This is a genomic window from Acinetobacter ursingii DSM 16037 = CIP 107286, from assembly GCF_000368825.1.
Lineage (GTDB): Bacteria > Pseudomonadota > Gammaproteobacteria > Pseudomonadales > Moraxellaceae > Acinetobacter > Acinetobacter ursingii.
This window is the reverse complement of sequence record NZ_KB849717.1, coordinates 981,425-1,005,618: the sequence shown is the minus strand read 5'-3', so window position 1 is coordinate 1,005,618 and position 24,194 is coordinate 981,425. Positions and strand designations below refer to the sequence as shown.

Here is a 24,194-nt window from a genome sequence, read left to right as displayed (position 1 = left end):
GGTCTATTTTAAAATTGCGGTTTAACCACCACTAAAATCACCACGGCAAATAAAATCAGAGTTGGCATTTCATTAAAAAACCGCCAGAACTTATGTGATTTATAATGCGCATTGCCAATCAGTTTTTTGCGATAATAACCACAGACAAAGTGGTAAATCACTAAAAGCGCAACTAAAGCAACCTTGAGATAAAACCATACCGCCTGATGATAATGCTGTGTGGCATCACCCCAATCCACCAAAAAGTGAGCAGTAATTAAAGTGGCAATCATGGATGGCCACATAATTCCCCGATATAGTTTGCGCTCCATCACTTCAAAGCGTTGATGACTAATCGTATCTTCGCTCATGGCGTGATAGACATAGAGACGCGGCAAATAAAACAATGCCGCGAACCAGCATACTACAGCTATGATATGTAATGCTTTTACCCAAAGGAAAGCATCAGTCGGTGCATCCATCGATTATCCCTAGTGGGATATTAGGCATCCCACTTCTTGAAAATGAGGCAGGCGTTGACGCCGCCAAAACCAAAACTGTTACTCATGACAGTATTCAGTTTTGCATCACGTTTTTCAAGTACGATATCAAAACCTTTAGCACCTTCATCCAATTCAGTCACGTTAATGTTCGGTGCGATAAAGTCATTTTGCATCATTAGGACAGAATAAATCGCTTCCTGTACACCTGCTGCGCCCAAGCTATGACCTGTCATCGATTTGGTTGAGCTGATCGCTGGAACTTGACCTTCACCAAACGCGCGTTCCATGGCTTTAAGCTCGGTCACATCACCCGCTGGTGTCGAAGTGCCGTGTGTATTGACATAATCAATCTTCTCTACACCATGTTGTTTGGCTTCATCCAGTGCCATCAGGATACAACGGGTTGCGCCTTCACCACTTGGGGCAACCATGTCTGCTCCGTCAGAGTTTGCCGCATAAGCTACAACTTCAGCAAGGATGTTTGCACCGCGTGCCTGTGCATGTTCAAGTGATTCAAGCACTACGAAACCGCCACCACCCGCAATCACAAAACCATCACGGTCTGCTGAATAGGGACGAGAAGCCGTTTCAGGCGTATCATTGTATTTTGAACATAATGCGCCCATGGCATCAAACAATAGGCTTTGTGACCAGTGGTCTTCTTCACCACCACCTGCCAGCATTAAATCTTGTTTGCCGAGCTGAATCAGGTTAAACGCATAACCAATTGCATCGGCAGAAGTTGCACATGCACTGGTAATAGAGTGAGCCACGCCTTGAAGTTTAAATGCAACGCCTACGTTTGCAGTGATGGTGTTACTCATATTACGCGGTACGAAGAAAGGCCCGACTTTACGTGCACCTTTTTCTTCAAGCAGTTCGACCATTTCAACCACAGAATGTGTTGAGTTACCACCACTACCACCCGCGATACCATAACGCGGATTACCTGCTAAATCTTCGACTTTTAAGCCAGCATGTTGAACAGCATCGACCGCTGCATTGTATGCGTACATCGCACACACGCCCATAAACCGTTTAATTTTACGATCAATATGATCAAAGTTTTGTTCCGCTGCCGCACTAACATGACTCTTAAAGTTGAGTTCAGCATAAGATGGGTTAAAACGTGTCCCAGAGATTCCATTTTGAAGTGAATGAGTGACCTCTTCCAAGGAGTTACCGATGCATGAGTTAATCCCCATGCCAGTGATTACAACACGTTTCATCTACAGATCCCTTATATGGTGATGGTTTTGAGTGCGACGAAATTCGACATTATTGATAGAGGGAGATTAAAGCCCGAAGAATTGCGTCACTCATGTTTGAGATTGATGTCATGATAACAGAAAGAATTTTCAATTCTTATGGCAAATTTTATGCGCATTGCACAAAGACAAAAATCATGTGGTATCTAGGTTATTTGAGACAATGCTTTACCAAAAGAAACAGATTAAAGTTGAGATAAGTCCACACTACACCTAGTATTTATCACTAAATGCAAGAATCAAAACATAGAGGTACTTGATGACAAATTCTAATAATAATCAATCGCAAAGTTTGCTTGGCACGGCGTTTGGAGTGGCTAAAAAGCTCAGTTCCAGTGGTTTAAATGCTTTAGGTCATGTTGCACCTGGCACAGTTTCAAAAATAAACACGGCTGTTGATCAGGCACGTACAGTGGATGGAAGCGCGCGTGTAAAAAATCCATTGGAAGTTGAACAATACGAAAATCCACAGCAAATGTTGCGTCAGCATTTACCTAAAGTCTCACAGCAATTATTAGGTCGTCATTACAATCGCATTTACAGTGTGGCCAGTTTTTTATCGCCAGAAATTAATGAAAAAATTTCAGATTATCTATTTGATCGATTAAATGATTTTACCGAACAAACCAGCTCTGCCACTAAGGTTTTGGAAGAGGCAGGTGCGAAGTCACTACAAGAACTTCAAAATAACCCTGATCGTTCACAACGGATCAGTCAGGCATTGATTGAACAAAATAAAATTTTAGCTGTTGCTCAAGGTGCGGTCAGTGGTGCAACAGGTATAGTCGGTGCTGCGGTTGATGTGCCTTTTTCACTGGCATTGGCGTTAAGAACGATCTATCAGACAGGTCGCGCGCATGGTTTTGAACTGAACCAACAACAAGAGCAAGATATTGTTGAATTTGTTTTTAAAGAAATTGATTTGGGATTGGTTGCAGAAAAGCAAACATTGCTCATGGCGATCAAGACTTTAAAAAATATGCTCCAAACTCATGATTTATCGCAGTTTCAGCAACTTTTAGGTTCAACTAATGATACTGAGTTTTTGAAAAAATGGTTGGTTGATGATCAGGGACAGTTTAAGTATAAATGGTTAAATGGTTTTTCTAAGTTTTCTGCGATTGGAAAATTAAGTCCACTTGCAGGAGCAACGGTGAGTGCGATTTATAGCTGGCGTTTAATTGAAGATGCTGGGCAAAAATCTCAGGCAATTTTTGGTGGTGCACGTCATTATTTATTACAACATCCTGATGCACAGATTTCGCCACTTAAGGCATATTTAGCCTTGGAACAACAGGTTGGAAAAGCCAAGCATTCATTGATCAGTCCCAATACTCAAGCCATTTCTCAGCAACTAGAGCAACCTAGTACTCAGGAAATTAAACAAGGCGTTGATGTACCGACAACTTCAGCAAGCATAAAGAAAGTCACAGTTAAAGCGCGTAAGCCTCGGACTGCACCAACACAGCAGGATTCAGCGCAAAAGGTTGAAGAGGGTATTCATTCATTGGCTGAACAATACGTTGAGCCGCACGAGCAAACTGAGCAACAGCCTGCCTTGACTGAAAAAACTGCACCAGTGCCTGAATTAGAAGCGATAGAGGCTAATGTTGAAGCTGAGGTTGCTAAACCGAAGCGCAAGCGTAGCGTTAAACCTAAAACTGAATAGAGTTTTTTGTCATCAAAACTTAAACAAAGCCTGTTAGGGTGCTGAACAATAAAAAGCGCAGCAATGCCAGAAATGGTCAACATTTGCGAACCATGCCAATGTTGACCATTTTTATATCTTGGCTTACAATTGTATGCCCTCAAAAAGAGGTGTTTTCTTTTTGAGGTTTTTTATTAACGGGAGAATTGCCATATGGCAACAACAAATCAGTTGATCCGTAAGGGTCGCACAACTTTGGTTGAAAAATCCAAAGTTCCTGCGTTGAAGGCTTGTCCACAACGTCGTGGTGTATGTACACGTGTTTATACCACTACCCCTAAAAAACCTAACTCAGCAATGCGTAAGGTTTGCCGTGTTCGCTTAACTTCTGGTTTTGAAGTTTCTAGCTACATCGGTGGTGAAGGTCATAACCTACAAGAGCACAGTGTTGTTCTTATCCGTGGTGGTCGTGTTAAAGACTTACCAGGTGTACGTTACCATACCGTTCGCGGTTCTTTAGACTGTGCTGGTGTGAAAGATCGTAACCAGTCTCGTTCTAAATACGGTGCGAAACGTCCTAAGAAGTAATTCTTAAGTCGTTCCAAGCTGCAATCCTTTAGCGTTTCGCTTGTCCAGATTTCAAATTGAAATTCAAGCGACGTATAGTAAGGCCAGCGTAGCGTGCATGACACTTGCACAATCTGCTGGATCACCCTGAAGTGTCATATTTATAGGTAGTTTTAAAATGCCAAGACGTCGCGTAGTCGCTGCTCGTGAGATCCTTCCAGATCCAAAATTCAGCAGCCAAACAATCGCTAAATTTATGAACCACGTTATGCAAGACGGTAAAAAATCGATTGCAGAAAGTATCGTTTACGGTGCTTTAGACCGCGTTCAAGAAAAAAATAAAGTAGACCCAGTTGAATTTTTTGAAGCTACGCTTGAAAAAGTTCGCCCTATGGTCGAAGTAAAAGCACGCCGTGTTGGTGGTGCTACTTATCAAGTTCCTATGGAAGTGCGCCCATCCCGTCGTACTGCCCTAGCGATGCGTTGGTTAGTAGATGCTGCTGCAAAGCGTTCTGAAAAAACTATGGCTTTACGTCTTGCTGGCGAGTTGCTTGATGCAGCTGAAGGCAAAGGTGCTGCAATCAAAAAACGTGAAGACGTGCACCGTATGGCTGAAGCGAACAAAGCCTTCTCTCATTACCGTTTCTAAGCGGATAAAACAGTCCCTTATCAGGAGAATACTCATGCGTACCGCATCTCGATTTAACATCGCACTTTACCCTAGCGGGGGATTTGCGGGTATTTAAGTTGCCCCCACTGTGAGTATTCGCGCGCATCAATCCTGTATTGGTGCGTCCTGTTTTAAACATCATATTTAGGAATGTAAGTCATCATGGCTCGTCAAACCCCGATTACCCGTTACCGTAACATCGGTATTTCTGCTCACATCGATGCAGGTAAAACTACAACAACTGAACGTATTTTGTTCTACACAGGTGTATCTCACAAAATTGGTGAAGTACACGACGGTGCAGCAACAATGGACTGGATGGAACAAGAGCAAGAACGTGGTATTACCATTACTTCTGCTGCTACGACTTGTTTCTGGTCTGGTATGGCGAATCAGTTCGAACAACACCGTATCAACGTCATTGACACCCCGGGACACGTAGACTTCACGATCGAAGTTGAACGTTCTATGCGTGTTCTTGATGGTGCGTGCATGGTTTACTGTGCAGTGGGTGGTGTACAACCTCAGTCTGAAACAGTATGGCGTCAAGCGAACAAATATAAAGTGCCTCGTTTGGCGTTTGTAAACAAGATGGACCGTACTGGTGCTAACTTCTTCCGTGCAGTGGAACAAGTTAAAACTCGTTTAGGCGGTAATCCTGTGCCTATCGTTGTGCCAATTGGTGCAGAAGATACGTTCCAAGGTGTTGTTGACCTGATCGAAATGAAAGCGATCATTTGGGATGAAGCTTCTCAAGGTATGAAGTTTGAATACGGCGAGATTCCTGCTGATCTTGTTGATACTGCTAACGAATGGCGTACCAACATGGTTGAAGCAGCTGCTGAAGCTTCTGAAGAGTTAATGGACAAATACCTAGAAGAAGGCGATCTTTCTAAAGAAGACATCATCGCTGGTCTTCGTGCGCGTACATTGGCATCTGAAATTCAGGTGATGCTATGTGGTTCTGCGTTCAAGAACAAAGGTGTTCAACGTATGTTGGATGCTGTGATTCAATTCTTACCTTCTCCAACAGAAGTAAAAGCGATTGAAGGTATTCTTGACGACAAAGCTGAAACTAAAGCATCTCGTGAAGCATCTGACGAAGCTCCGTTCTCTGCACTTGCATTCAAAATCATGAATGACAAATTCGTAGGTAACTTGACTTTCGTACGTGTTTATTCTGGTGTCCTTAAACAAGGTGACCCAGTATATAACCCTGTGAAGTCTAAGCGTGAACGTATTGGTCGTATCGTGCAAATGCATGCGAACGAACGTCAAGATCTTGATGAAATCCGTGCAGGTGATATCGCAGCGTGTGTAGGTCTTAAAGACGTAACCACAGGTGATACACTGTGTGATGAGAAAAACATCATTACGCTTGAGCGTATGGAATTCCCAGAGCCAGTAATTTCTTTGGCTGTTGAACCAAAAACTAAAGCTGACCAAGAAAAAATGTCAATCGCTTTAGGTCGTTTGGCGAAAGAAGATCCATCATTCCGCGTTCGTACAGATGAAGAATCTGGTCAAACGATTATTGCGGGTATGGGGGAGCTTCACCTTGACATCATCGTTGACCGTATGAAGCGTGAATTCGGTGTTGAAGCGAACATTGGTAAACCAATGGTTGCTTACCGTGAAACGATCAAAAAGTCAGTTGAACAAGAAGGTAAATTCGTACGTCAAACGGGTGGTAAAGGTAAGTTCGGTCACGTATATGTCCGTCTTGAGCCGCTTGATGTTGAAGAAGCTGGTAAAGAGTACGAATTCGCTGAAGAAGTTGTTGGTGGTGTAGTTCCTAAAGAATTCTTTGGTGCGGTTGACAAAGGTATTCAAGAACGTATGAAGAATGGTGTCTTGGCTGGTTATCCCGTTGTGGGTATCAAAGCGACATTATTTGATGGTTCTTACCATGATGTCGACTCTGATGAATTGTCGTTCAAAATGGCAGGTTCTTATGCCTTCCGTGATGGTTTCATGAAAGCAGATCCTATTTTGCTTGAACCAATCATGAAAGTTGAAGTAGAAACTCCAGAAGACTACATGGGCGATATCATGGGTGACTTAAACCGTCGTCGTGGTATGGTTCAGGGTATGGACGATCTTCCTGGTGGAACAAAAGCCATTAAAGCAGAAGTTCCACTTGCTGAGATGTTTGGTTACGCAACTCAAATGCGTTCTATGTCTCAAGGTCGTGCGACATACTCAATGGAATTTGCTAAATATGCTGAGACTCCACGTAATGTGGCGGAAGGCATTATCGCGAAATTCCAGTCAGGCGGTAAAAAAGGTGACGACGAGTAATCTTTCGATTACTATAAGCCCAAACTAATTTTTAGTTAAAAAACCAAGCGCTCATGAGCGACCCTCATGAGCAGTTTATAAAGGAAAAACTCATGGCTAAGGCTAAGTTTGAACGTAATAAACCACACGTAAACGTGGGCACAATTGGTCACGTTGACCATGGTAAAACAACTCTTACTGCTGCAATCGCAACAATCTGTGCGAAAACTTACGGCGGTGAAGCGAAAGATTACTCACAAATCGACTCAGCTCCTGAAGAAAAAGCACGTGGTATTACCATTAATACTTCACACGTAGAATACGATTCTCCAATTCGTCACTACGCGCACGTAGACTGCCCAGGCCACGCCGATTATGTTAAAAACATGATCACTGGTGCTGCTCAAATGGATGGTGCAATCCTTGTATGTGCTGCGACTGATGGTCCAATGCCACAAACTCGTGAACACATCCTTCTTTCACGTCAGGTGGGTGTACCTTACATCATCGTATTCTTAAACAAATGCGACCTAGTAGACGACGAAGAGCTTCTTGAGCTAGTAGAAATGGAAGTTCGTGAACTTCTTTCTACTTATGACTTCCCAGGTGATGACACTCCAGTAATCCGTGGTTCTGCGCTTAAAGCGTTGGAAGGCGATGCTGGCGAATACGGCGAGAAATCAGTTCTTGACCTCGTTGCTGCACTTGACTCTTATATCCCAGAGCCAGAGCGTGCAATCGACAAAGCATTCTTGATGCCAATCGAAGACGTATTCTCTATTTCTGGTCGTGGTACAGTAGTAACTGGCCGTGTAGAATCGGGTATCGTTAAAGTTGGTGAATCAGTTGAAATCGTGGGTATCCGTGATACTCAAACTACGACAGTGACTGGCGTTGAAATGTTCCGTAAACTGCTTGACGAAGGTCGTGCAGGCGAGAACTGTGGTGTGTTGTTACGTGGTACTAAGCGTGAAGACGTACAACGTGGTCAAGTATTGACTAAGCCAGGTGCGATCAAGCCACACACTAAATTTGACGCAGAAGTATACGTACTATCTAAAGAAGAAGGTGGTCGTCATACTCCATTCCTAAATGGTTACCGTCCACAGTTCTATTTCCGTACCACTGACGTAACTGGTGCAATCCAGTTAAAAGAAGGCGTGGAAATGGTAATGCCAGGTGACAACGTAGAAATGTCAGTAGAATTGATCCACCCGATCGCAATGGACCCAGGTCTACGTTTTGCGATTCGTGAAGGTGGTCGTACTGTAGGTGCTGGTGTTGTTGCGAAAGTAACTGCATAATCACTTTATAGTAAAAGAACGCTCCGTTTGGGGCGTTTTTTTATGCCTGAATTTAAATAATGCTTTAGTGACATGCTTTTGTGATAGTTTTTGGCTATTTAGCTTTTAAGGTTCGTTAGAAAAGATCATTCTCCATATTTTTTGTCATCATGACCTAAACTGATAATTCTGTGTCCTTAACTGCACTTAAGGCTTTTGATCAATACCGTATGATAACAACGAAGAAAACAAACAATAAATAGCAATGGCGTCAGCGTCATTGAGGAGTAATGAGCATGAATGCTAAGGTAAATATTTCAAATCGTGCGGGTGCAAGTTTTCCAGTCCGTCGTATGAATTTTGATTTTGACCATGTACCTGAATATTGGATGAATGGTTCGGCAGGATTGACCCATTTTATGACCGCATTGTCTGCTTTATTTCCAGATGGCGAAAAACTCTTTATCGATTCTGTCCGTGCAGTTCGTTATCATCCTGCGATTAAAGACAATGAAGCGCTACAAAAAGAGATCAGTGCTTTCATTGGTCAGGAAGCTATGCATACTCAAGAGCATGTAGGTTTTAATGCATCAGCACAAAAGTATGGACATGATGTTAATAAATTAGAAAAACAGACTAATGTGGTCATTCAGACAGGTCGTAAAGTCTTTGCCAAAGTAGTGAAACCTTTTGGCATGACACAGGAAATGGTGGATTTAACCGCAACCACAGCTCTTGAACATTTTACCGCAACGATTGCTTCAGAACTATTACGTAATCCTCATATTCAGGAACTTATGACCGATGACACCATGAAATATATGTGGCTCTGGCATGCGGTTGAAGAAAATGAACATAAAGCCGTGGCTTACGATGTGTATGAGGGTATTTTTGGTCGTGGTTTAAAAGCTTATGCTTTGCGTAATACCGCATTACTGGTGGCAATGGGGCTGATCTTTGTTACGCAGTCTTCTTTTGTTGTTCGTCTTTTACGTGAAGACAAAAAACTCAATTTAAAAGAGTTAACGATGATTTATAAATATGCCTATAGCCCGTCAAAAGGGATTATTACGGGTATGACGGGTGAGATGTTGGCTTATTTTAAACCTGGATTTCATCCCAATGATTTAGATACTGTTGAGTTGTTAAAAAATTGGAAAGCCAAACTGGGTTTATAAAGTTAAATGCTCATGCAAAGGGCAATGCATGAATTGCCCTTTTTTTATGGTGTAGGATTCTATAAGATCAGATATCTTTTCATTCGCTTAAATTGCTGACATGCAAAATATATTGATTCGTTCCATGCAAACCAACGATGTTCAGGCTGTTACCCAAATTGAACAGCAGGTACAAACGCATCCGTGGACAGCACAGCAGTTTTTGGAGTCGGTTGAATCCTACCAGAGTACCGTGATCGAACAGCAAAATCAGATTCTAGGCTTTTGTATTTTGCAGCCTGTGTTGGATGAAGCGAATTTATTATTAATGGCGATTCATCCTGAATTTCAGGGGCAGGGCTTAGGTTATCAACTTTTAGAAAAGTCGATTGAATTACTCAAAAACCATCCTGTGCAGATTTTTTTAGAAGTGCGTGAAAGTAATTTAGGGGCGATCAAGCTATATGAAAAATCTGGTTTTCATCAGATTGATCTAAGACGCAATTATTATCCAAAACCTGATGGCACACGTGAGCATGCGATTATTATGGTGAAAAGTTGTAGTGATGATTTTGCGGCTTTATTTAAATAATTGATTTAAATAAAGCGCATTATTTAATGGAATGGATAATATTTACTCGACGATCAAATTATTCCATTCGGAAGGCAGTGTCGTCATCAATGAATTACCCAAACGTTGTATTTCTTCTGCGCTAAGTGCCCGATTGAGTCTACGCCATTGACCATCAAGTAAAAGTTCAAGTGGAATATACTGAGATTTATAATTCATTTTTTGTGAATGCGGTACCCAGTAACCTAAATACAAATAATCCAGATTCAACGTTTTAACGTATTCCAGTTGTTTTAAAATGGCAAAAACACCTAAAGAGCGTCGACTTTCATTAGGGTCAAAAAAAGTATAAACCGCAGATAAACCATCATCCATTTTGTCGCTGGTTGAAACACAAATTAGTTGATCATCTTTCCAGAGTTCAATAAAAAAACTTTCAGTACAGCTATGCACTAAAAATTTTTCAAATTGATCCAGACTTGGCGGGTACATATCACCATCTGCATGCCGCTCATTGATATAACGTTCATACAGTTCGTAGTGTATTTGGCTTGCTTGATGGGTTGGCATAATTTGCATGCGCAAATCTTGATTACGCTTCCATGCTTTTTTCTGCACGCTATTCATTTGAAAATCATGAGCAGGAACACGACAGGATAGACACTGGCGACATAAATGACATTCTGGACGATAAACAAAATCGCCACTGCGGCGAAACCCAACTCGTGAAAGTTCAGATAAGGTCACTACATCGATACGGTGAATCGGGTCTAAAAATACCATTCGCGCAGATTTATTTTCAAGATAACTACAGTCGTGCGGAGGCGTGATGTAATACTGCAAATCATTGAGCAGGGACTTGGGATGATAAGATTTCATATTATTGGTCCCTCGTTATTATCATTCAATTAACTTTGCATTTTCGGCAACCGTTTTACTTGAAAATACACGCTCTTGATAATTTTTCCAATCGATAGGGGGGCGAATAATTACATCTTGTAACGATTTTAAATATTCTTGCCGAGAAAGTGTACAGGCACCCAAGCTAAGTAAGTGATCATTGACTAACTGACAATCAATCCATGCCAATTGATTTTCCTGTCCGAGAAGCATCAAAGCGTAAAATGCCATTTTTGAAGCATCGGTACGGACGCTAAACATGGATTCACCAAAACAGCCTCGACCAATACTCACGCCATACAAACCGCCAATGAGTTCCTGATCATCCCAAACTTCAACACTGTAGCCATAACCTTCACGAAACAGCTCAACATAGCCTTGTACAATGTCCTCAGATATCCATGTTTCGCTGGTGTAATTACGCGGCAATGCACATGAACGCATGACTCGTTCAAATGCTTGATTGATGGTAATCCGATAATCCATCTTTTTCATGTTGCGTAATAGGGTTTTGCTGGGTTTGTATTGATCAGGATAGATCACACAGCGTGGCTCTGGACACCACCAACAAATGGGATCGCCTTCATTGAACCACGGAAAAAGCCCATGTGTGTAAGCTTCATATAAGGTGGATGGTTCTAGATCTGCTCCAATACAAATCAGACCCTGACCTTGTGGATCAGACTCAATAGGATCTGGAAAAAGATACATGGATGGAAGCAGCATGATGGGAAGACGATAAAAAAGATCGGCCTTATTTTAGCCGATCCACACAGATAAAACAGGTCATTTACGCAAATAGCCTGAGTTGTCGGGCAATCGTTAATTTATCTGCGGCCAGAAACTCCGCTGCTTTCTTCTCAATAATCGCTAAACTTTGTGCTTGATCGCTAATGGTATTTTTATCTGCATCCAAGACATACCAGTTTAATTGATTGAGAACCTGTTGCACGTACTGAGCAAATTCATGCGCAGTCGTTAATCCATCGATAAAATGAGCACGATAAAATAGCTGATGAAAATGCTCAGTTGGAATACCAATTCCAGTCAAGGGACTAATGAGTGCCTGATAATTTTGATGGAAATTGGCTTGTTGAATTAAATAGTGATTAAGTTGTTGGCACTGTACCGTAACTTTTTCACTTGGGGTTATGCTCTGGCAAGGTTGAGCAAAACCTAAATGAGATAGAATGACCAGCGCATTTAAAATCTGCGCATAATTTAGCTGCGGCAGTGCTAACTCAAGTTCCCGAATGGTTTGTGGCTGATATTCATGTTTTAGAAAATGCTGACCTATGGGGTGATAGATTTCTTCGATCAGATTAAATGTACCCAGATAACCAGTAATATCATGAGGCAGAAATTCAGGTGAGCTGAGTAAAATAAATGCGGTATTTCTTAAACGTTCTTGAGTTTGTAAAGCGGTAAGTGAATTTTTACCTCGTATAAACAAATCACGACGAAACTGCGTACTGGCAAAATAGTCACGGCATTGTTCCTTAAAAATAGGATGCTCAATCGCATTTAAGAAATCCTGATGCTCCTGAGAAAAATTAATATTATCCAGATGCGTATTTAAGTCACTGGAACCAGCATAAGTAAGTTTAATTTCTTCCAGTAAACGCACGACTTGCTGAAATGAGAAACATTGCCAATCCTGATTTAAGTACTCATGAATCAGATAATTTGGATTTTGATTTTTTAGTTCGCCCACTTTTGACAGCGCATGGGGATGGCGTTTCACAAATAATGGATTTTGAGCGAGCAAAGATTCACTAAAATCTAACGCATCTTTAACTTTCTGGATTGGGTTGGTACTTTTGCTATTAAATTTGAAATGACTATGGAATAACTCACGGATCGGCATATTCGCGGCCCAACCTGTGACACAGTTATAACTGATATACACAATGCCACTCGGTTTTAGGTATTTTCGTATAAATTTTAAAATAATCAGTTGGTTTTCATAGCTAATCCAGCTCCAGATCCCATGTAAGCTAATAGAGTCAAACATAGGTAAATCAGGTTTGTTGAGCAGTTCTTCAAAACTATCATCATAAAAATAATGTTCGGTCTGACTATGTTCAGCAACTTGGTTGGCATGTGCTGCATGTGCAGGATTGAAATCTGTTCCCCAAAAAGTTCCTTCATTGGACGCTGCATGAATATTAATACTGACCCCTTGTCCAAAACCCAGTTCACAATGCTGATGGGTTTCACTAGAGCTTGGGCAATCAACGCCATTGAGCAATAAACAAAAACGCTGATAGTTAGGACTCAAGTCTCGATAATAACCATAGGTATAATTTACTTCTGTTTGATAGCCGTTGGTCCAAGTTATAGTCATAAAGCTTCCTATTTAATGTGGTAATTTAATTAAAATATTCTTATAAAAAATAGTTAGATAATAGTTATAGCGTGTCCTTAAACAAAAAGAACCACCTTTATTGGTGGTTTTTTGTAGCTTACTTAATTTTTGCAGGGTCTAAATCATCCACTTAGATACTGTCTAAATAGAAATCTGCATCTAGCGCGGCCATACAGCCTGAACCCGCAGAGGTAATGGCTTGACGATAGATATTATCAGCCACATCACCTGCAGCAAAAACACCCGCTACAGATGTTGCAGTCGCATTGCCTTTGGTTCCGCTTTGTACTTGGATATAACCATCACGGAGTTCTAGCTGGCCTTCAAACATGCCAGTATTGGGTTTGTGGCCGATGGCAACAAATAGTCCTTGTACATCGATGGTTTGAGTTGAATCATCTTGAGTCGATTTTAAGCGAACAGAAGTTACGCCTGTATTATCGCCCAACACTTCATCGACTTGATGATTCCAGATAATGCTGATTTTGCCTTCTTTTTCTTTGGCAAATAGATGATCTTGTAAAATTTTCTCAGAACGCAAACTGTCACGACGATGCACCAGTGTCACATGTGAAGCAATATTGGAGAGATATAACGCCTCTTCAACTGCTGTATTACCGCCACCGACAACCATGACTTTTTGGTTTTTGTAAAAGAAACCATCACAAGTTGCACAGGCACTTACACCCTGACCCATAAATGCAGCTTCTGACTCTAGCCCTAAGTATTGAGCAGTTGCACCTGTCGCAATGATTAGTGCGTCACAGGTATATTCACCCATATCACCTTTTAACACGAATGGACGAGTTTTTAGATCAACTTCATTGATATGGTCATACAGGATTTCTGTACCAAAGCGTTCTGCATGCGTTTGCATACGCTCCATAAGCGCAGGCCCTGTCAATCCTTCAGGATCACCCGGCCAGTTATCGACTTCAGTTGTGGTGGTGAGTTGACCACCGAGCTGTAAACCTGCAATTAAAACAGGTTTTAAATTGGCACGTGCAGCATATACCGCAGCGCTATAGCCCGCAGGACCTGAACCCAAAATAATTAACCGCGAGTGACGAGCGCTCATCTAAGCTTCCTTATTTATACTAAAATTGAGAAAATTATACGTGAAAGTCGATCATAAAGGGGCTGATTTGATGTCGATAATATTGATCATCTAAATCGAATTGAGCTATATAGATAAAAGTCTCAATTGTAGACAATTTAAAAAATCCTTTAATGTTGTGTCATCAGGTGAATTGCCCCTGACAACAAGATTAACAACAAGCGTAAACAATCATGCATCTTTTTTGTAAGAACAGGTGCATAATATAACCTTTATTCGTAGCGACCTTTTGACGTTACGACATAACAAGATCAATCTATAACTGGGTTACAGGACAGTATATGACTGCGGTGTCAAGTGTTTATGCACAGCGCTTATTAATCACATTATTTCTGGTTTCTTTTGGGATCTATATGTTTCTGGCAACAGTGACCTATACACCGTTTGATCCCGGCTGGATGCATATTTCAAGTGACACCCAACAAGTGTCTAACGCAAGTGGTGTGGCAGGGGCGTGGATTGCTGATTTGCTCTTTGGCTTTTTAGGCTGGGCAAGTTTACTGATTCCACTGTTTTTGTTTATTGAAGCAATACAGGTTTGGTGGCCACGCAGTTTTTTAAACCGTCCATTTCGTTATGCCGCACAGTTTTTTATTATTTTGGCGACATCTACCTTATTGTATTTACACTGGAATCTGCCTGCCGATACACTGGATAATGCCTCTGGGGGGATTATTGGTTATGAGATCGGAGAAAGCCTGAGTCATTTATTAACCATCTATGGCGCAACTTTATTCTTATTGGTGTTTTGGGTGGTTTTAATCACATTTGCCTTTGGGATTCAGTGGAATAAAACGTGGGTGACATTAAAAGCGACACCTGCTTATTTACAGGATTTGTTCTATAAAAATGTATCTCCTCATGAGTCTGATTTTGATCTGACGGATCCTCCTAAAAAGACAATTGCTTCGCCTGTAACCACGGCCGTATCAAGTTCAAAAGTTGAAACTTCTGTAGCTGGTTCTGAGTCTGATATTCAGCCACAATTGCATTCTTCTCCAACAATCAAAGCAAATGGTTATGTAAGTGATGCCACCGCAGAACGATTATTTGATGATGTTTTAGCCAAAGAGCAGGCTGCAAACCAACAAATTTTAGATGATGAAGATCCTGAGGAATTTGAAAAAACTATTCAAAAGGCGCACCAACTCCAAAAAGATAGTCAGCGTTTAGTCGCAACTGGAGAAGTCTGGCGTGCCTTACAATCCGATGATCTGAATCATAAACAGGAAATTGATGCCTTACTTCGTGCGGCTGATGATGCGCAAGAAGCACCGCGTTCGCCGTATGATCATTTACAGCAAGTGGCCCAGACTGACGCTGAAATGACCGATTATTCTGCTCAAGCTCAAAAAAAATCGTCTCTGGATTGGAATGACGATGAAATTTTTGATGAGTTATTGGCGGCTGTACCTAATAATAAAGCAGCTGATATTCATACGCCATTTGTCGAAAATACCTCAGCGCATGTGCATGTTGAACATGATGCAGATGGATTGATTGAGCAGGTGGAACAAACCATTCAGCAAGCAGCAATTGCCCCATCAACACCTAAAAATATGCATTATGCTGAGGAACTTGATGATCTGACTGATTTATTGGTCGATGATGAAGAACCTAAAGCTCAAGCTACAATTCAAACCACAAGCAGTTATGCGCAATCCACCCCATTTGTTCAAGCTTCGATCCAGACCGATTTAAATCATAAGTTATCTAAAGAAGAATTTATTGAGGCTTGGCAGGAAACCGCAGGTAAACCTGATGATGAGCTCGATGAATTTGACTTTGATGCACCATTAACAGATATTTCAGGTCGACCGATGTCACGTGCTATGCAAGTGGCACAAAAACGTCGTGATTTGCCGACCTTACCGGGTTTTGAGTTGCTCGATAAAGTGGATCCAAATAAAAAAGTCAACTTTACCGCAGAGCAATTGGAACGTTTGTCGGAATTACTGGAAATTAAGCTTCAGGAATTTAATGTCAAAGCCAAAGTGATCGAAGCGCAACCTGGACCTGTAGTGACCCGTTTTGAGCTGGATTTGGCACCCGGTGTTAAAGCTTCTAAAGTCACCAATATTTCACGAGATTTAGCCCGTTCTATGTCAATGGCATCGGTTCGTGTAGTGGAGGTGATTCCGGGGAAACCTTATATCGGGATTGAAGTTCCGAACAGTACTCGTGAAATGGTACGTTTGATTGAATTGCTAGAAACGCCTTCTTTTAAAGATCCTGAGGGTTTACTCTCCATGGCCATGGGGAAAGACATTTCAGGTAATCCTGTCATTACTGATTTGGGTAAAGCACCCCACATGTTGGTCGCAGGAACCACAGGTTCTGGTAAATCTGTGGCGGTAAACTCGATGATTTTATCGATGTTATTAAAATATACGCCAGATCAGTTACGTCTGATTTTGATCGATCCTAAACAGCTAGAACTTGCCAACTACAACGATATTCCGCATTTGCTGACGCCTGTTGTGACTGACATGAAAGATGCGGTCAGTGCTTTAAACTGGTGTGTCAATGAAATGGAGCGTCGCTATAAACTGATGTCGTTCTTAAAAATTCGTAAACTTGCGGATTACAATCGTAAGGTTGAAGAAGCGATTGCGAATGGTGAAGACTTAATTGACCCGACGTGGAAGCCAAGTGATTCGGCAACGCAGGAGCGTGCACCACGTTTACAACCCTTACCTTCTATTGTCATTGTGGCAGATGAATTTGCCGATATGATTATGCAGGTCGGTAAAAAAGCCGAAGAAATGATTACCCGTTTGGCACAAAAATCACGTGCTGCGGGCATTCATCTATTGCTTGCCACACAGCGGCCTTCGGTTGACGTGATTACAGGGTTGATCAAAGCCAATATTCCGACACGTGTGGCCTTACGTGTGAACTCAAAAATTGACTCACGTACTATTTTAGATGCGGGTGGGGCAGAAGACTTATTGGGTCATGGTGATATGCTATTTCTTGGGCCGGGTAAAATTGAGCCTGAGCGTGTACATGGCGCATTTATCAGTGATGATGAAGTTAACCGAATCTGTGATGCATGGCGTGAGCGTGGTGATCCAGACTATGTTGATGAAATCCTGACGCCTTATGATGAAGAACCTACTTCACGTGGTTTTGAAGACAGCGGAGAAGGTGGTTCAGATCGTGACATGTTATATGACCAATGTGTCGCCTTTGTTTTGGAAACCCGTAAAGCGTCGACTTCTTCGTTGCAGCGCAAATTTAGTTTGGGTTATAACCGTGCTGCAAGAATCATTGATCAGATGGAAGAAAACGGAATAGTGAGCGCGATGGGTGCAAACGGTAAACGTGAAATTTTAGTTTAGTATTTGTTTAAAAACACCATAGTCTTCACTATGGTGTTTTTTTGATTGGAATTTAACGGATTAATTTTAAGTGATGATCAGTCAGAATCCGTATCCATCACTTGTTTAAATTGTGGATTGGGAATCAGAACAATTTTGTCATCCACACGATTCGTCACTTTAAGATCCTTATTTGGATAATCTAATTGAGATAAGAAATGGCGAATACAATTTAAACGTGCACGTTTTTTATCATCAGATTTAATAATCGTCCACGGCGCGTCGCCTGTATGTGTGTGGAAAAACATTTGATTCTTGGCTTCAGTATAATCATCCCAGCGATCAAGAGACTGAATATCAATCGGTGAGAGCTTCCAATGCTTTAAAGGATCATCACGGCGCGAGATAAAGCGACGTAATTGTTCTTCACGACTGACCGAAAACCAAAATTTAAATAAATGAATGCCGCTATTGACCAGCATGCGTTCAAGCTCAGGTGTCTGGCGCATAAACTGCAAATATTCTTGTGGCTCACAAAAGCCCATGACCCGTTCCACACCTGCACGGTTGTACCATGACCGATCAAAAAATACCATTTCACCTTTAGTGGGTAAACGCTCAATATAGCGCTGGAAATACCATTGACCACTTTCCTGAGGGTTTGGTTTTTCAAGAGCGACTACACGCGCGCCACGTGGATTTAAATGCTCCATAAAACGTTTAATCGTGCCGCCTTTACCTGCTGCATCACGCCCTTCAAATAAACACACAATACGTTGTCCCGTATCCTTCACCCAAGATTGAACTTTGAGTAATTCAATTTGAAGGAGTTTCTTTTCGGCTTCATACGTCTTGCGTGACATACGTGTACGATAAGGATAACTTTCCGGTAAAGCGGCGGAGCTAGATTCTTCTGCTGTCACCAATCCTTTATATTCAAGCACCGATTTTTTAAAGACAGGCAAGTTCTTGAGTTGCTCTTGATCAATCACTTCAATGTCTTCATTAGGATTAGGTTGGTGATCTTTATCCATTTTTTTCTCGCTATAACAATGAACTGAAACAAAAAAATATTAACGCTAAAATCAATGATCTGACTTTTTATCAGACATCATTAATTTATCTAATTTAACAATATCATTGAGTCAATCAAAAAATAATAAACTTTTATTAGCTGTTCAGACATAAAAATGGCTGGGGAATTATGCAAAAAAATGTTAAATTTAAACTCTAGATGCGCTTTATTTGGGGGATGAATGTTTATTGCCTTGATCACACTGATGTTCATTCAGTTTTGCGCTCTGATTACCCCAGGTCCAGATTTTTTTCTAGTTTCTCAAACGGCAATTAGCCGTTCGCGTCGTGAGGCCGTATTTGTCGTTCTAGGAATTACAGTCGGGGTCATGTTTTGGGCAATCTTAGCCTTGATGGGCTTAAATATCATTTTTGAAAAAATGGCATGGTTAAAGCAGATTCTACTGGTGATTGGTGGGATTTATTTGTGTTGGCTCGGCTTTCAAATGCTACGTTCTGCTTTTTCCAAACAGAAAGTTCAAAATACTAATACGCCAATTGATTTACCTAAAACTGAGACCAAGTTTTTCCTAAAAGGCTTGTTGACCAATTTATCCAATCCTAAAGCCGTGATTTATTTTGGTAGTGTATTTTCTTTGTTCTTGGCAAATCCTGCATTAGATCATGTGCATTCATTGCTGTTTATTATTATTGCGGTAGAAACTCTGGTCTGGTTTTTATTTGTGGTATTTGTATTTTCTTTACCAAGTTTTAAATCTGCTTATCAAAATGTTGCAAAATGGATCGATGGTGTTTCTGGTGGTATCTTTACGGCGTTTGGCATTTATTTGATTAGCCATCGCTAAAATAAGGATAAATAAAAAAACCTGCATCAGCAGGTTTTTTATTAGATTTATTTCATTAGTCCTTTTTACTACTTCTTTTTTGGAAAAAAAGAGCATCTAAACTGCAATGAAAGAAATCTATTATTAATTTGAATTAGGCAAATTTTGCCAAAACTTCTAAGAATGGTTCACGCTGACGCGGAAATTCAGCAATCACATCATGAATACGTTGGCCTTGAGGATTAGTGGCATTGACATCACGACCACCTGCAACAAATTGAGTCAATAAACGTTCATAATCGTTTGGACGCATGTGTTTGAAGGCATGGTATAACACGTGAAAGTCAGCGTTTACACCTTCGGGTGGAAGTTGATTAAGATAGGCAAAAACACGCTCGTCTGACCATTCTTCATTGAAAGTTGCTGGCTGTGATAATGCCATTACACGTTCCTCAGTCTTAAAATAATTAAGGGCAAAATGTTTTGACTCGAAGCATAGCTTCGCGCCTTGCGAGCCTCACATTTTGCCCTTATTTGCCGAAAAGCGCTAATAAGAATTTTATAATTTAAATATCAATAAAACCGCTTATCGCTCTTCGGGTAAGTTGATATTCATTTCCAGCATTTCAATATTGGCCTCAGAACGTACCTGCATCTGAATATGGCCTTCATCGACACCGCGTACATAACGATTTACAACTTGCATGATTTCCTTTTTCATCTGGTCAATTTTATCTTGACTCAAACGACGACCTAAACCCTGCTCGGAAGCGACAATGACTTTTAAACGATCTTTGGCTGTTTGTGCACTTGATGGTTTGTCCTCACCGCTAAAAATTTTACTCCAAAATCCCGCCATAGTTATGCTCCAAATAACCGCGCCAACCAGCTCTTCGGCTGTACTGTAATGTAACGATATGGACGTTCTTCTCCTAGAAAACGTGCCACCAGATCATCGTAAGCCTGACCTGATTTAGAGTCGCTATACAAAATCACAGGCTTACCTTCATTGGATGCCTGTAAAACGATTGGACATTCTGGAATTACGCCTAAAGTTGGAATTCGTAAAATGTCTTTGGATATATCGTCAATCGTCAACATTTCCTGACGATCGGCACGTTCTGGATTAAAACGGGTAATACATAAGTGTTTACGTATCCGTCCTTCGTTTTGTTCTACTTTCTTGGTTTTACTATCGAGCATTCCAATAATACGATCTGAATCACGAACAGATGAAATCTCAGGATTGGTGACAATAATAGCCTCATCTGCATGATACATCGCTAAAATCGCGCCGCGTTCAATTCCAGCAGGTGAGTCACAAATAATGTAATCAAATTCCTGTGATAATTCATCAATAACACGCGCAACACCTTCGTCACTTAAAGCGTCTTTATCACGTGTTTGTGAAGCAGGCAGAATATACAAATTTTCAATATCTTTATCGCGAATAAGGGCCTGTTGTAAACGGGCTTCATTGTTAATGACATTGACAAAGTCATATACCACGCGACGTTCACATCCCATGATCAAATCGAGGTTACGTAAGCCCACGTCAAAATCAATCACAACAGTTTTATGACCACGTTGGGCTAAACCTGTTGCAAAAGATGCACTCGTTGTAGTTTTACCTACACCACCTTTGCCTGATGTTACGACAACAATTTTGGCCACCGAATCCACTCCTGTTATGGTCATAGCCCTTTAGAAAAGGGCTTTTATTGGTGTTTAATTTATACCTTAAAATTCCAGAGCCTGAAATACAAGTTCTTGCTTGTCATTTAAATAAATATGTACCGCTTTTTTGAGCACATCTTTGGGAATATCATCCGCTACACAGTAAGTTCCTGCAATAGAGACCAATTCAGCTTCTAATGAATGACAAAAAATACGTGCTGCGGAATTTCCACCTGCACCTGCGATGACTCTACCACGAACATTGCCATAAATATGAATATTTCCCGATGCAATGACTTCGGAGCCGCTATTCATACTGGCATTTAAAATAATGTCACCATGATCCTGTACCAGACTTTGTCCTGTTCGCAAAATTTCATCATGGTAAGAGGTCTTGTGCGCAATCGCTGTTTTTGTTGGTGTTGTTTTTGTTTCGGAGTTTAATGTATCGGCTTTAACTTCTTCAACCAATACCACTTCTTCACGTGAGGGTTTAATTCGTTGTAAAGGCTGATCAGCAGGAAGCACTGGAAATTGAATGGCGCGCGCTTCATCACCCAAAATCCCATCAATCACAGCCATAGGTTGTAAGCCCAGACTGATCAAAAGCTGAATTAACGCAATGAGTTCCTGTTCAACCGTACTGTCAATAATCACCAAAGTGCCTTGATAAGCACCTTCACTCAGTGTATTTGCTAATTGCTGGCGGATGGCATCATGATCATTTGTATCTAAGGTCAACCGGGTAAAGTTGACCATTCTGCCTGTAATCCGTATATCAGCCATAATTATTCCTTAAGAACCTCTGACGAGCTGTTACGCCGAGGTAATGTTGTAAATAGTCCAAATCCTAGATCAAATTTAATGATTTCTCTAGCTATTGGTCAAAAAAAATTGTTGAAGTGACTAATCTTTAACTCGATTCTTCAACACGATCATGATCGTTTAAAATTTGCTGCCATTGTTTGACTTTGACTTGCTGGCGAATGGCTTCCAGACTTTCAAATACCACAGATTCGACCAATTCTTCCAAGTGTTTGTTATCAATATTGATTTCGCTCATGCGTTGTGCAATTAGCTCATAGTTGGGATTGATTGCACGTTCTGAACCAGTTGCAAAGGGTTGAATCAGGCCTGAGGTGATATTTTCACCCAAACGTTGCCCGATACTTTGAATCTGCTGTTCAATGCGACCGCCAACAATTGGAATCAAACGTAATAACTGAGTTAATTCTGGCGTATCCTCAATGGCTTGATTGACAATTTGCCCAACTCCTTTGGAAATTTGATCCTGCTGTGCCCGAAGTTCTGTGGCCAGACTTTCTTGCAATAATTCAGCGATCGTGAGTGCAAATAGTTGACGATGGTGATCCACCAATTCATGAATAATCCGTTTATGCGTAGAACTGGTTTCAAGTTCACGTTTAATACCATGAATCACCGTTAAAACCACACGATCAGAAAGTTCTTCCATGACCACGTGATAATAAAACAGCCCTTGATTGGACCAGTTCTCAGGGATGATCTTATAGCCCAGTTCATGCAGTCGATAGGCAATAATCCCTGCACGAAATAATCTTAAAAAACGTAAATGTGGAATAATGGCTAAAATTTCGTACCAATGAATAAATGGAAAAAAGAACCAGCGAGAATGATGTTTATTGATAATTGCAATTGCCCAACGGACCAGTAATTCAATAATTAGAAACCCAATAAACCATGCTTCTGTGGTAATCACCCATGGATGCAAATGTGTCCGATAAAACTCAAGCACTAGCGGTAGATGGATATGATCGAAAAACCAAGTGCCAATACTGCTCATTAAAAAGAAATTGGCACATAGGCAGAACAAATTAAAAATAATAATAAACACCATAAAGATGTCATACACCAGAAATACCTTGAACGATAAACTGGTCGGATCGACAAGATGATATTTAGATTTTTCTCTGGAATTGTTCTGCATAATGCCTGTCAATTTTAATGATTTTAAATGATTAAGATGCCTGATTAGCGTATTGGGCTTTCATTTGATCAATCAACTGATCTTTTTCAGTCCAAAGCTGATCAACCCAATCCTGAAAGCGTTTGCGATAATCCTCATCTTCCTCATAATTCCCCCCCAACACCCAATCTGGAATCTCGATTTTACGCAAATTCACTGCAATACGAGATACATCGCCAAGCCAGAAATCACTATATTCGGGTGGTCCATCTGGATAAACAATAGTCATGTCGACTAATGCATCAATTTGATCGCCCAAAATATTTAAGGCAAGAGCCAAGCCGCCAGCTTTGGGTTTCAGCAAATTTTGATAAGGTGAGTTTTGCTGATCATGTTTGGCTTGTGTAAAGCGAGTGCCTTCCAAATAATTCAGTAAGGTAAAGGGTTGAGACAAAAGTTGCTCACACGCTTTACGAGCCTCTAGCATATCGCGAGTTTTGAGTTCTGGATTTTTGGCAATTTGCTCTTTGCTATGACGCTTCATCATCGGAAAGCCTAAAATCTTAAAGGCTTGACCGACAAAAGGAATAAAAATCAGTTCCCATTTGGTGAAAAATCGGGTCAAAGGCATACGACTAACGCCAAAGTATTGATTGACTGTAGTATCCACCCAACTTTGATGGTTACACATCATGAGATAACGACCCTGCATACTCACTTCAAGCTGTGGATCAATCGTGATATCCCATTGTAAATGTGGCAATACCTGATCGATCAACCAATTATTGATTCCCAGCCAGTTATTGGTAATCTGGATGGTGGTTTCATCGACTTTGCGAGATTGTTTGAATAATTTGGTTAAACCCAGTGCCAATACTGGAGGGCCATGCAAAAAAGTACTGCCTGTAATGACACTGCCCACGGTCATGCCTCGGGTAATTTTTTTAAGCATCGACTGTTTTTTGGGTTGTTTTGACATAATCTAAATCCTGATGATGAATCACGTCCAACTTGTAAAAATCTGAGCACAATATAGACGTTGTACACCGATTTAAAAAGTTAAACAGTGCAACAATGGA

At 41.0% G+C, this 24,194-nt stretch carries 22 protein-coding genes; 9 read left to right on the top strand and 13 right to left on the bottom strand.

The features are described 5' to 3' along the window. Positions 1-8: 8 nt before the first annotated feature. Both hemJ and F944_RS12195 read right to left on the bottom strand, forming a co-directional pair. The gene (gene hemJ / locus F944_RS12200; RefSeq protein WP_004991052.1) at positions 9-461 is read right to left on the bottom strand and encodes a protoporphyrinogen oxidase HemJ; all 453 of its coding nucleotides are present in this window, start codon (positions 459-461) and stop codon (positions 9-11) included. Positions 462-481: 20 nt separating this feature from the next. Further along, positions 482-1,711, bottom strand: coding sequence for a beta-ketoacyl synthase N-terminal-like domain-containing protein (locus tag F944_RS12195; protein ID WP_004991050.1), 1,230 nt, complete (start codon positions 1,709-1,711; stop codon positions 482-484). A 298-nt stretch (positions 1,712-2,009) separates the two neighbouring features. On the opposite strand from F944_RS12195, the gene F944_RS12190 reads away from it, so the two are divergent. From F944_RS12190 to rimI, 7 genes are all read left to right on the top strand, one after another. Continuing rightward, positions 2,010-3,419 carry an EcsC family protein gene (locus F944_RS12190; protein WP_004991047.1) on the top strand — a complete coding sequence of 470 codons (1,410 nt, stop codon included), beginning with the start codon at positions 2,010-2,012 and terminating at the stop codon, positions 3,417-3,419. A gap of 192 nt (positions 3,420-3,611) precedes the next feature. Beyond that, positions 3,612-3,986, top strand: a complete 375-nt coding sequence (gene rpsL, locus F944_RS12185) for a 30S ribosomal protein S12 (protein WP_000246374.1) — start codon at positions 3,612-3,614, stop codon at positions 3,984-3,986. A 157-nt stretch (positions 3,987-4,143) separates the two neighbouring features. Beyond that, a complete protein-coding gene (rpsG, locus tag F944_RS12180; protein ID WP_004901967.1) occupies positions 4,144-4,614 on the top strand; it encodes a 30S ribosomal protein S7 in 471 nt (156 codons plus the stop codon). Between the two features lie 183 nt (positions 4,615-4,797). Continuing rightward, positions 4,798-6,936 carry an elongation factor G gene (gene fusA / locus F944_RS12175; protein WP_004991045.1) on the top strand — a complete coding sequence of 713 codons (2,139 nt, stop codon included), beginning with the start codon at positions 4,798-4,800 and terminating at the stop codon, positions 6,934-6,936. Positions 6,937-7,028: 92 nt separating this feature from the next. Then, positions 7,029-8,219 (top strand): elongation factor Tu, encoded by a 1,191-nt coding sequence (gene tuf, locus F944_RS12170; protein WP_004991043.1) that lies wholly within the window; start codon positions 7,029-7,031, stop codon positions 8,217-8,219. A 275-nt stretch (positions 8,220-8,494) separates the two neighbouring features. Continuing rightward, a complete protein-coding gene (locus F944_RS12165) occupies positions 8,495-9,376 on the top strand; it encodes a metal-dependent hydrolase (RefSeq protein WP_004991038.1) in 882 nt (293 codons plus the stop codon). Positions 9,377-9,488: 112 nt separating this feature from the next. Continuing rightward, a complete protein-coding gene (gene rimI / locus F944_RS12160; RefSeq protein ID WP_010588904.1) occupies positions 9,489-9,947 on the top strand; it encodes a ribosomal protein S18-alanine N-acetyltransferase in 459 nt (152 codons plus the stop codon). Between the two features lie 42 nt (positions 9,948-9,989). Here rimI and F944_RS12155 read toward each other — a convergent pair whose 3' ends face one another. The 4 genes from F944_RS12155 to trxB form a co-directional block, all read right to left on the bottom strand. After that, positions 9,990-10,805, bottom strand: a complete 816-nt coding sequence (locus F944_RS12155) for an arginyltransferase (RefSeq protein WP_004991035.1) — start codon at positions 10,803-10,805, stop codon at positions 9,990-9,992. Positions 10,806-10,826: 21 nt separating this feature from the next. After that, entirely contained in the window at positions 10,827-11,555 is a 729-nt protein-coding gene (aat, locus tag F944_RS12150; RefSeq protein WP_026039972.1) for a leucyl/phenylalanyl-tRNA--protein transferase, read from the bottom strand. 61 nt (positions 11,556-11,616) lie between these two features. Then, on the bottom strand, positions 11,617-13,173 hold the full coding sequence (locus F944_RS12145) for a methyltransferase regulatory domain-containing protein (RefSeq protein WP_004991031.1): 1,557 nt from the start codon (positions 13,171-13,173) through the stop codon (positions 11,617-11,619). Positions 13,174-13,324: 151 nt separating this feature from the next. Next, positions 13,325-14,272, bottom strand: coding sequence for a thioredoxin-disulfide reductase (gene trxB / locus F944_RS12140; protein ID WP_004991030.1), 948 nt, complete (start codon positions 14,270-14,272; stop codon positions 13,325-13,327). Between the two features lie 320 nt (positions 14,273-14,592). Between trxB and F944_RS12135 the strand changes: the two genes are divergently transcribed. Then, positions 14,593-17,655 (top strand): DNA translocase FtsK, encoded by a 3,063-nt coding sequence (locus tag F944_RS12135; protein WP_004991029.1) that lies wholly within the window; start codon positions 14,593-14,595, stop codon positions 17,653-17,655. A 77-nt stretch (positions 17,656-17,732) separates the two neighbouring features. On the opposite strand, the gene ppk2 is transcribed toward F944_RS12135, so the two are convergent. Further along, positions 17,733-18,668 carry a polyphosphate kinase 2 gene (ppk2, locus tag F944_RS12130; RefSeq protein ID WP_004991028.1) on the bottom strand — a complete coding sequence of 312 codons (936 nt, stop codon included), beginning with the start codon at positions 18,666-18,668 and terminating at the stop codon, positions 17,733-17,735. A 222-nt stretch (positions 18,669-18,890) separates the two neighbouring features. Between ppk2 and rhtC the strand changes: the two genes are divergently transcribed. After that, entirely contained in the window at positions 18,891-19,514 is a 624-nt protein-coding gene (gene rhtC / locus F944_RS12125) for a threonine export protein RhtC (RefSeq protein ID WP_004991026.1), read from the top strand. Positions 19,515-19,647: 133 nt separating this feature from the next. On the opposite strand, the gene F944_RS12120 is transcribed toward rhtC, so the two are convergent. The 6 genes from F944_RS12120 to F944_RS12095 form a co-directional block, all read right to left on the bottom strand. Beyond that, positions 19,648-19,935, bottom strand: coding sequence for a PA4642 family protein (locus F944_RS12120; RefSeq protein ID WP_004991023.1), 288 nt, complete (start codon positions 19,933-19,935; stop codon positions 19,648-19,650). A gap of 144 nt (positions 19,936-20,079) precedes the next feature. Next, positions 20,080-20,352: a cell division topological specificity factor MinE gene (gene minE / locus F944_RS12115; protein WP_004991022.1), complete on the bottom strand. Its 273-nt coding sequence runs from the start codon at positions 20,350-20,352 to the stop codon at positions 20,080-20,082. Between the two features lie 2 nt (positions 20,353-20,354). Next, positions 20,355-21,167 (bottom strand): septum site-determining protein MinD, encoded by an 813-nt coding sequence (gene minD / locus F944_RS12110; protein WP_004991021.1) that lies wholly within the window; start codon positions 21,165-21,167, stop codon positions 20,355-20,357. Between the two features lie 66 nt (positions 21,168-21,233). Continuing rightward, entirely contained in the window at positions 21,234-21,956 is a 723-nt protein-coding gene (minC, locus tag F944_RS12105; protein ID WP_004991019.1) for a septum site-determining protein MinC, read from the bottom strand. 127 nt (positions 21,957-22,083) lie between these two features. Then, a complete protein-coding gene (locus F944_RS12100; RefSeq protein WP_004991018.1) occupies positions 22,084-23,136 on the bottom strand; it encodes a hypothetical protein in 1,053 nt (350 codons plus the stop codon). 31 nt (positions 23,137-23,167) lie between these two features. Then, on the bottom strand, positions 23,168-24,094 hold the full coding sequence (locus F944_RS12095) for an acyltransferase (protein ID WP_004991017.1): 927 nt from the start codon (positions 24,092-24,094) through the stop codon (positions 23,168-23,170). Positions 24,095-24,194: the final 100 nt, after the last annotated feature.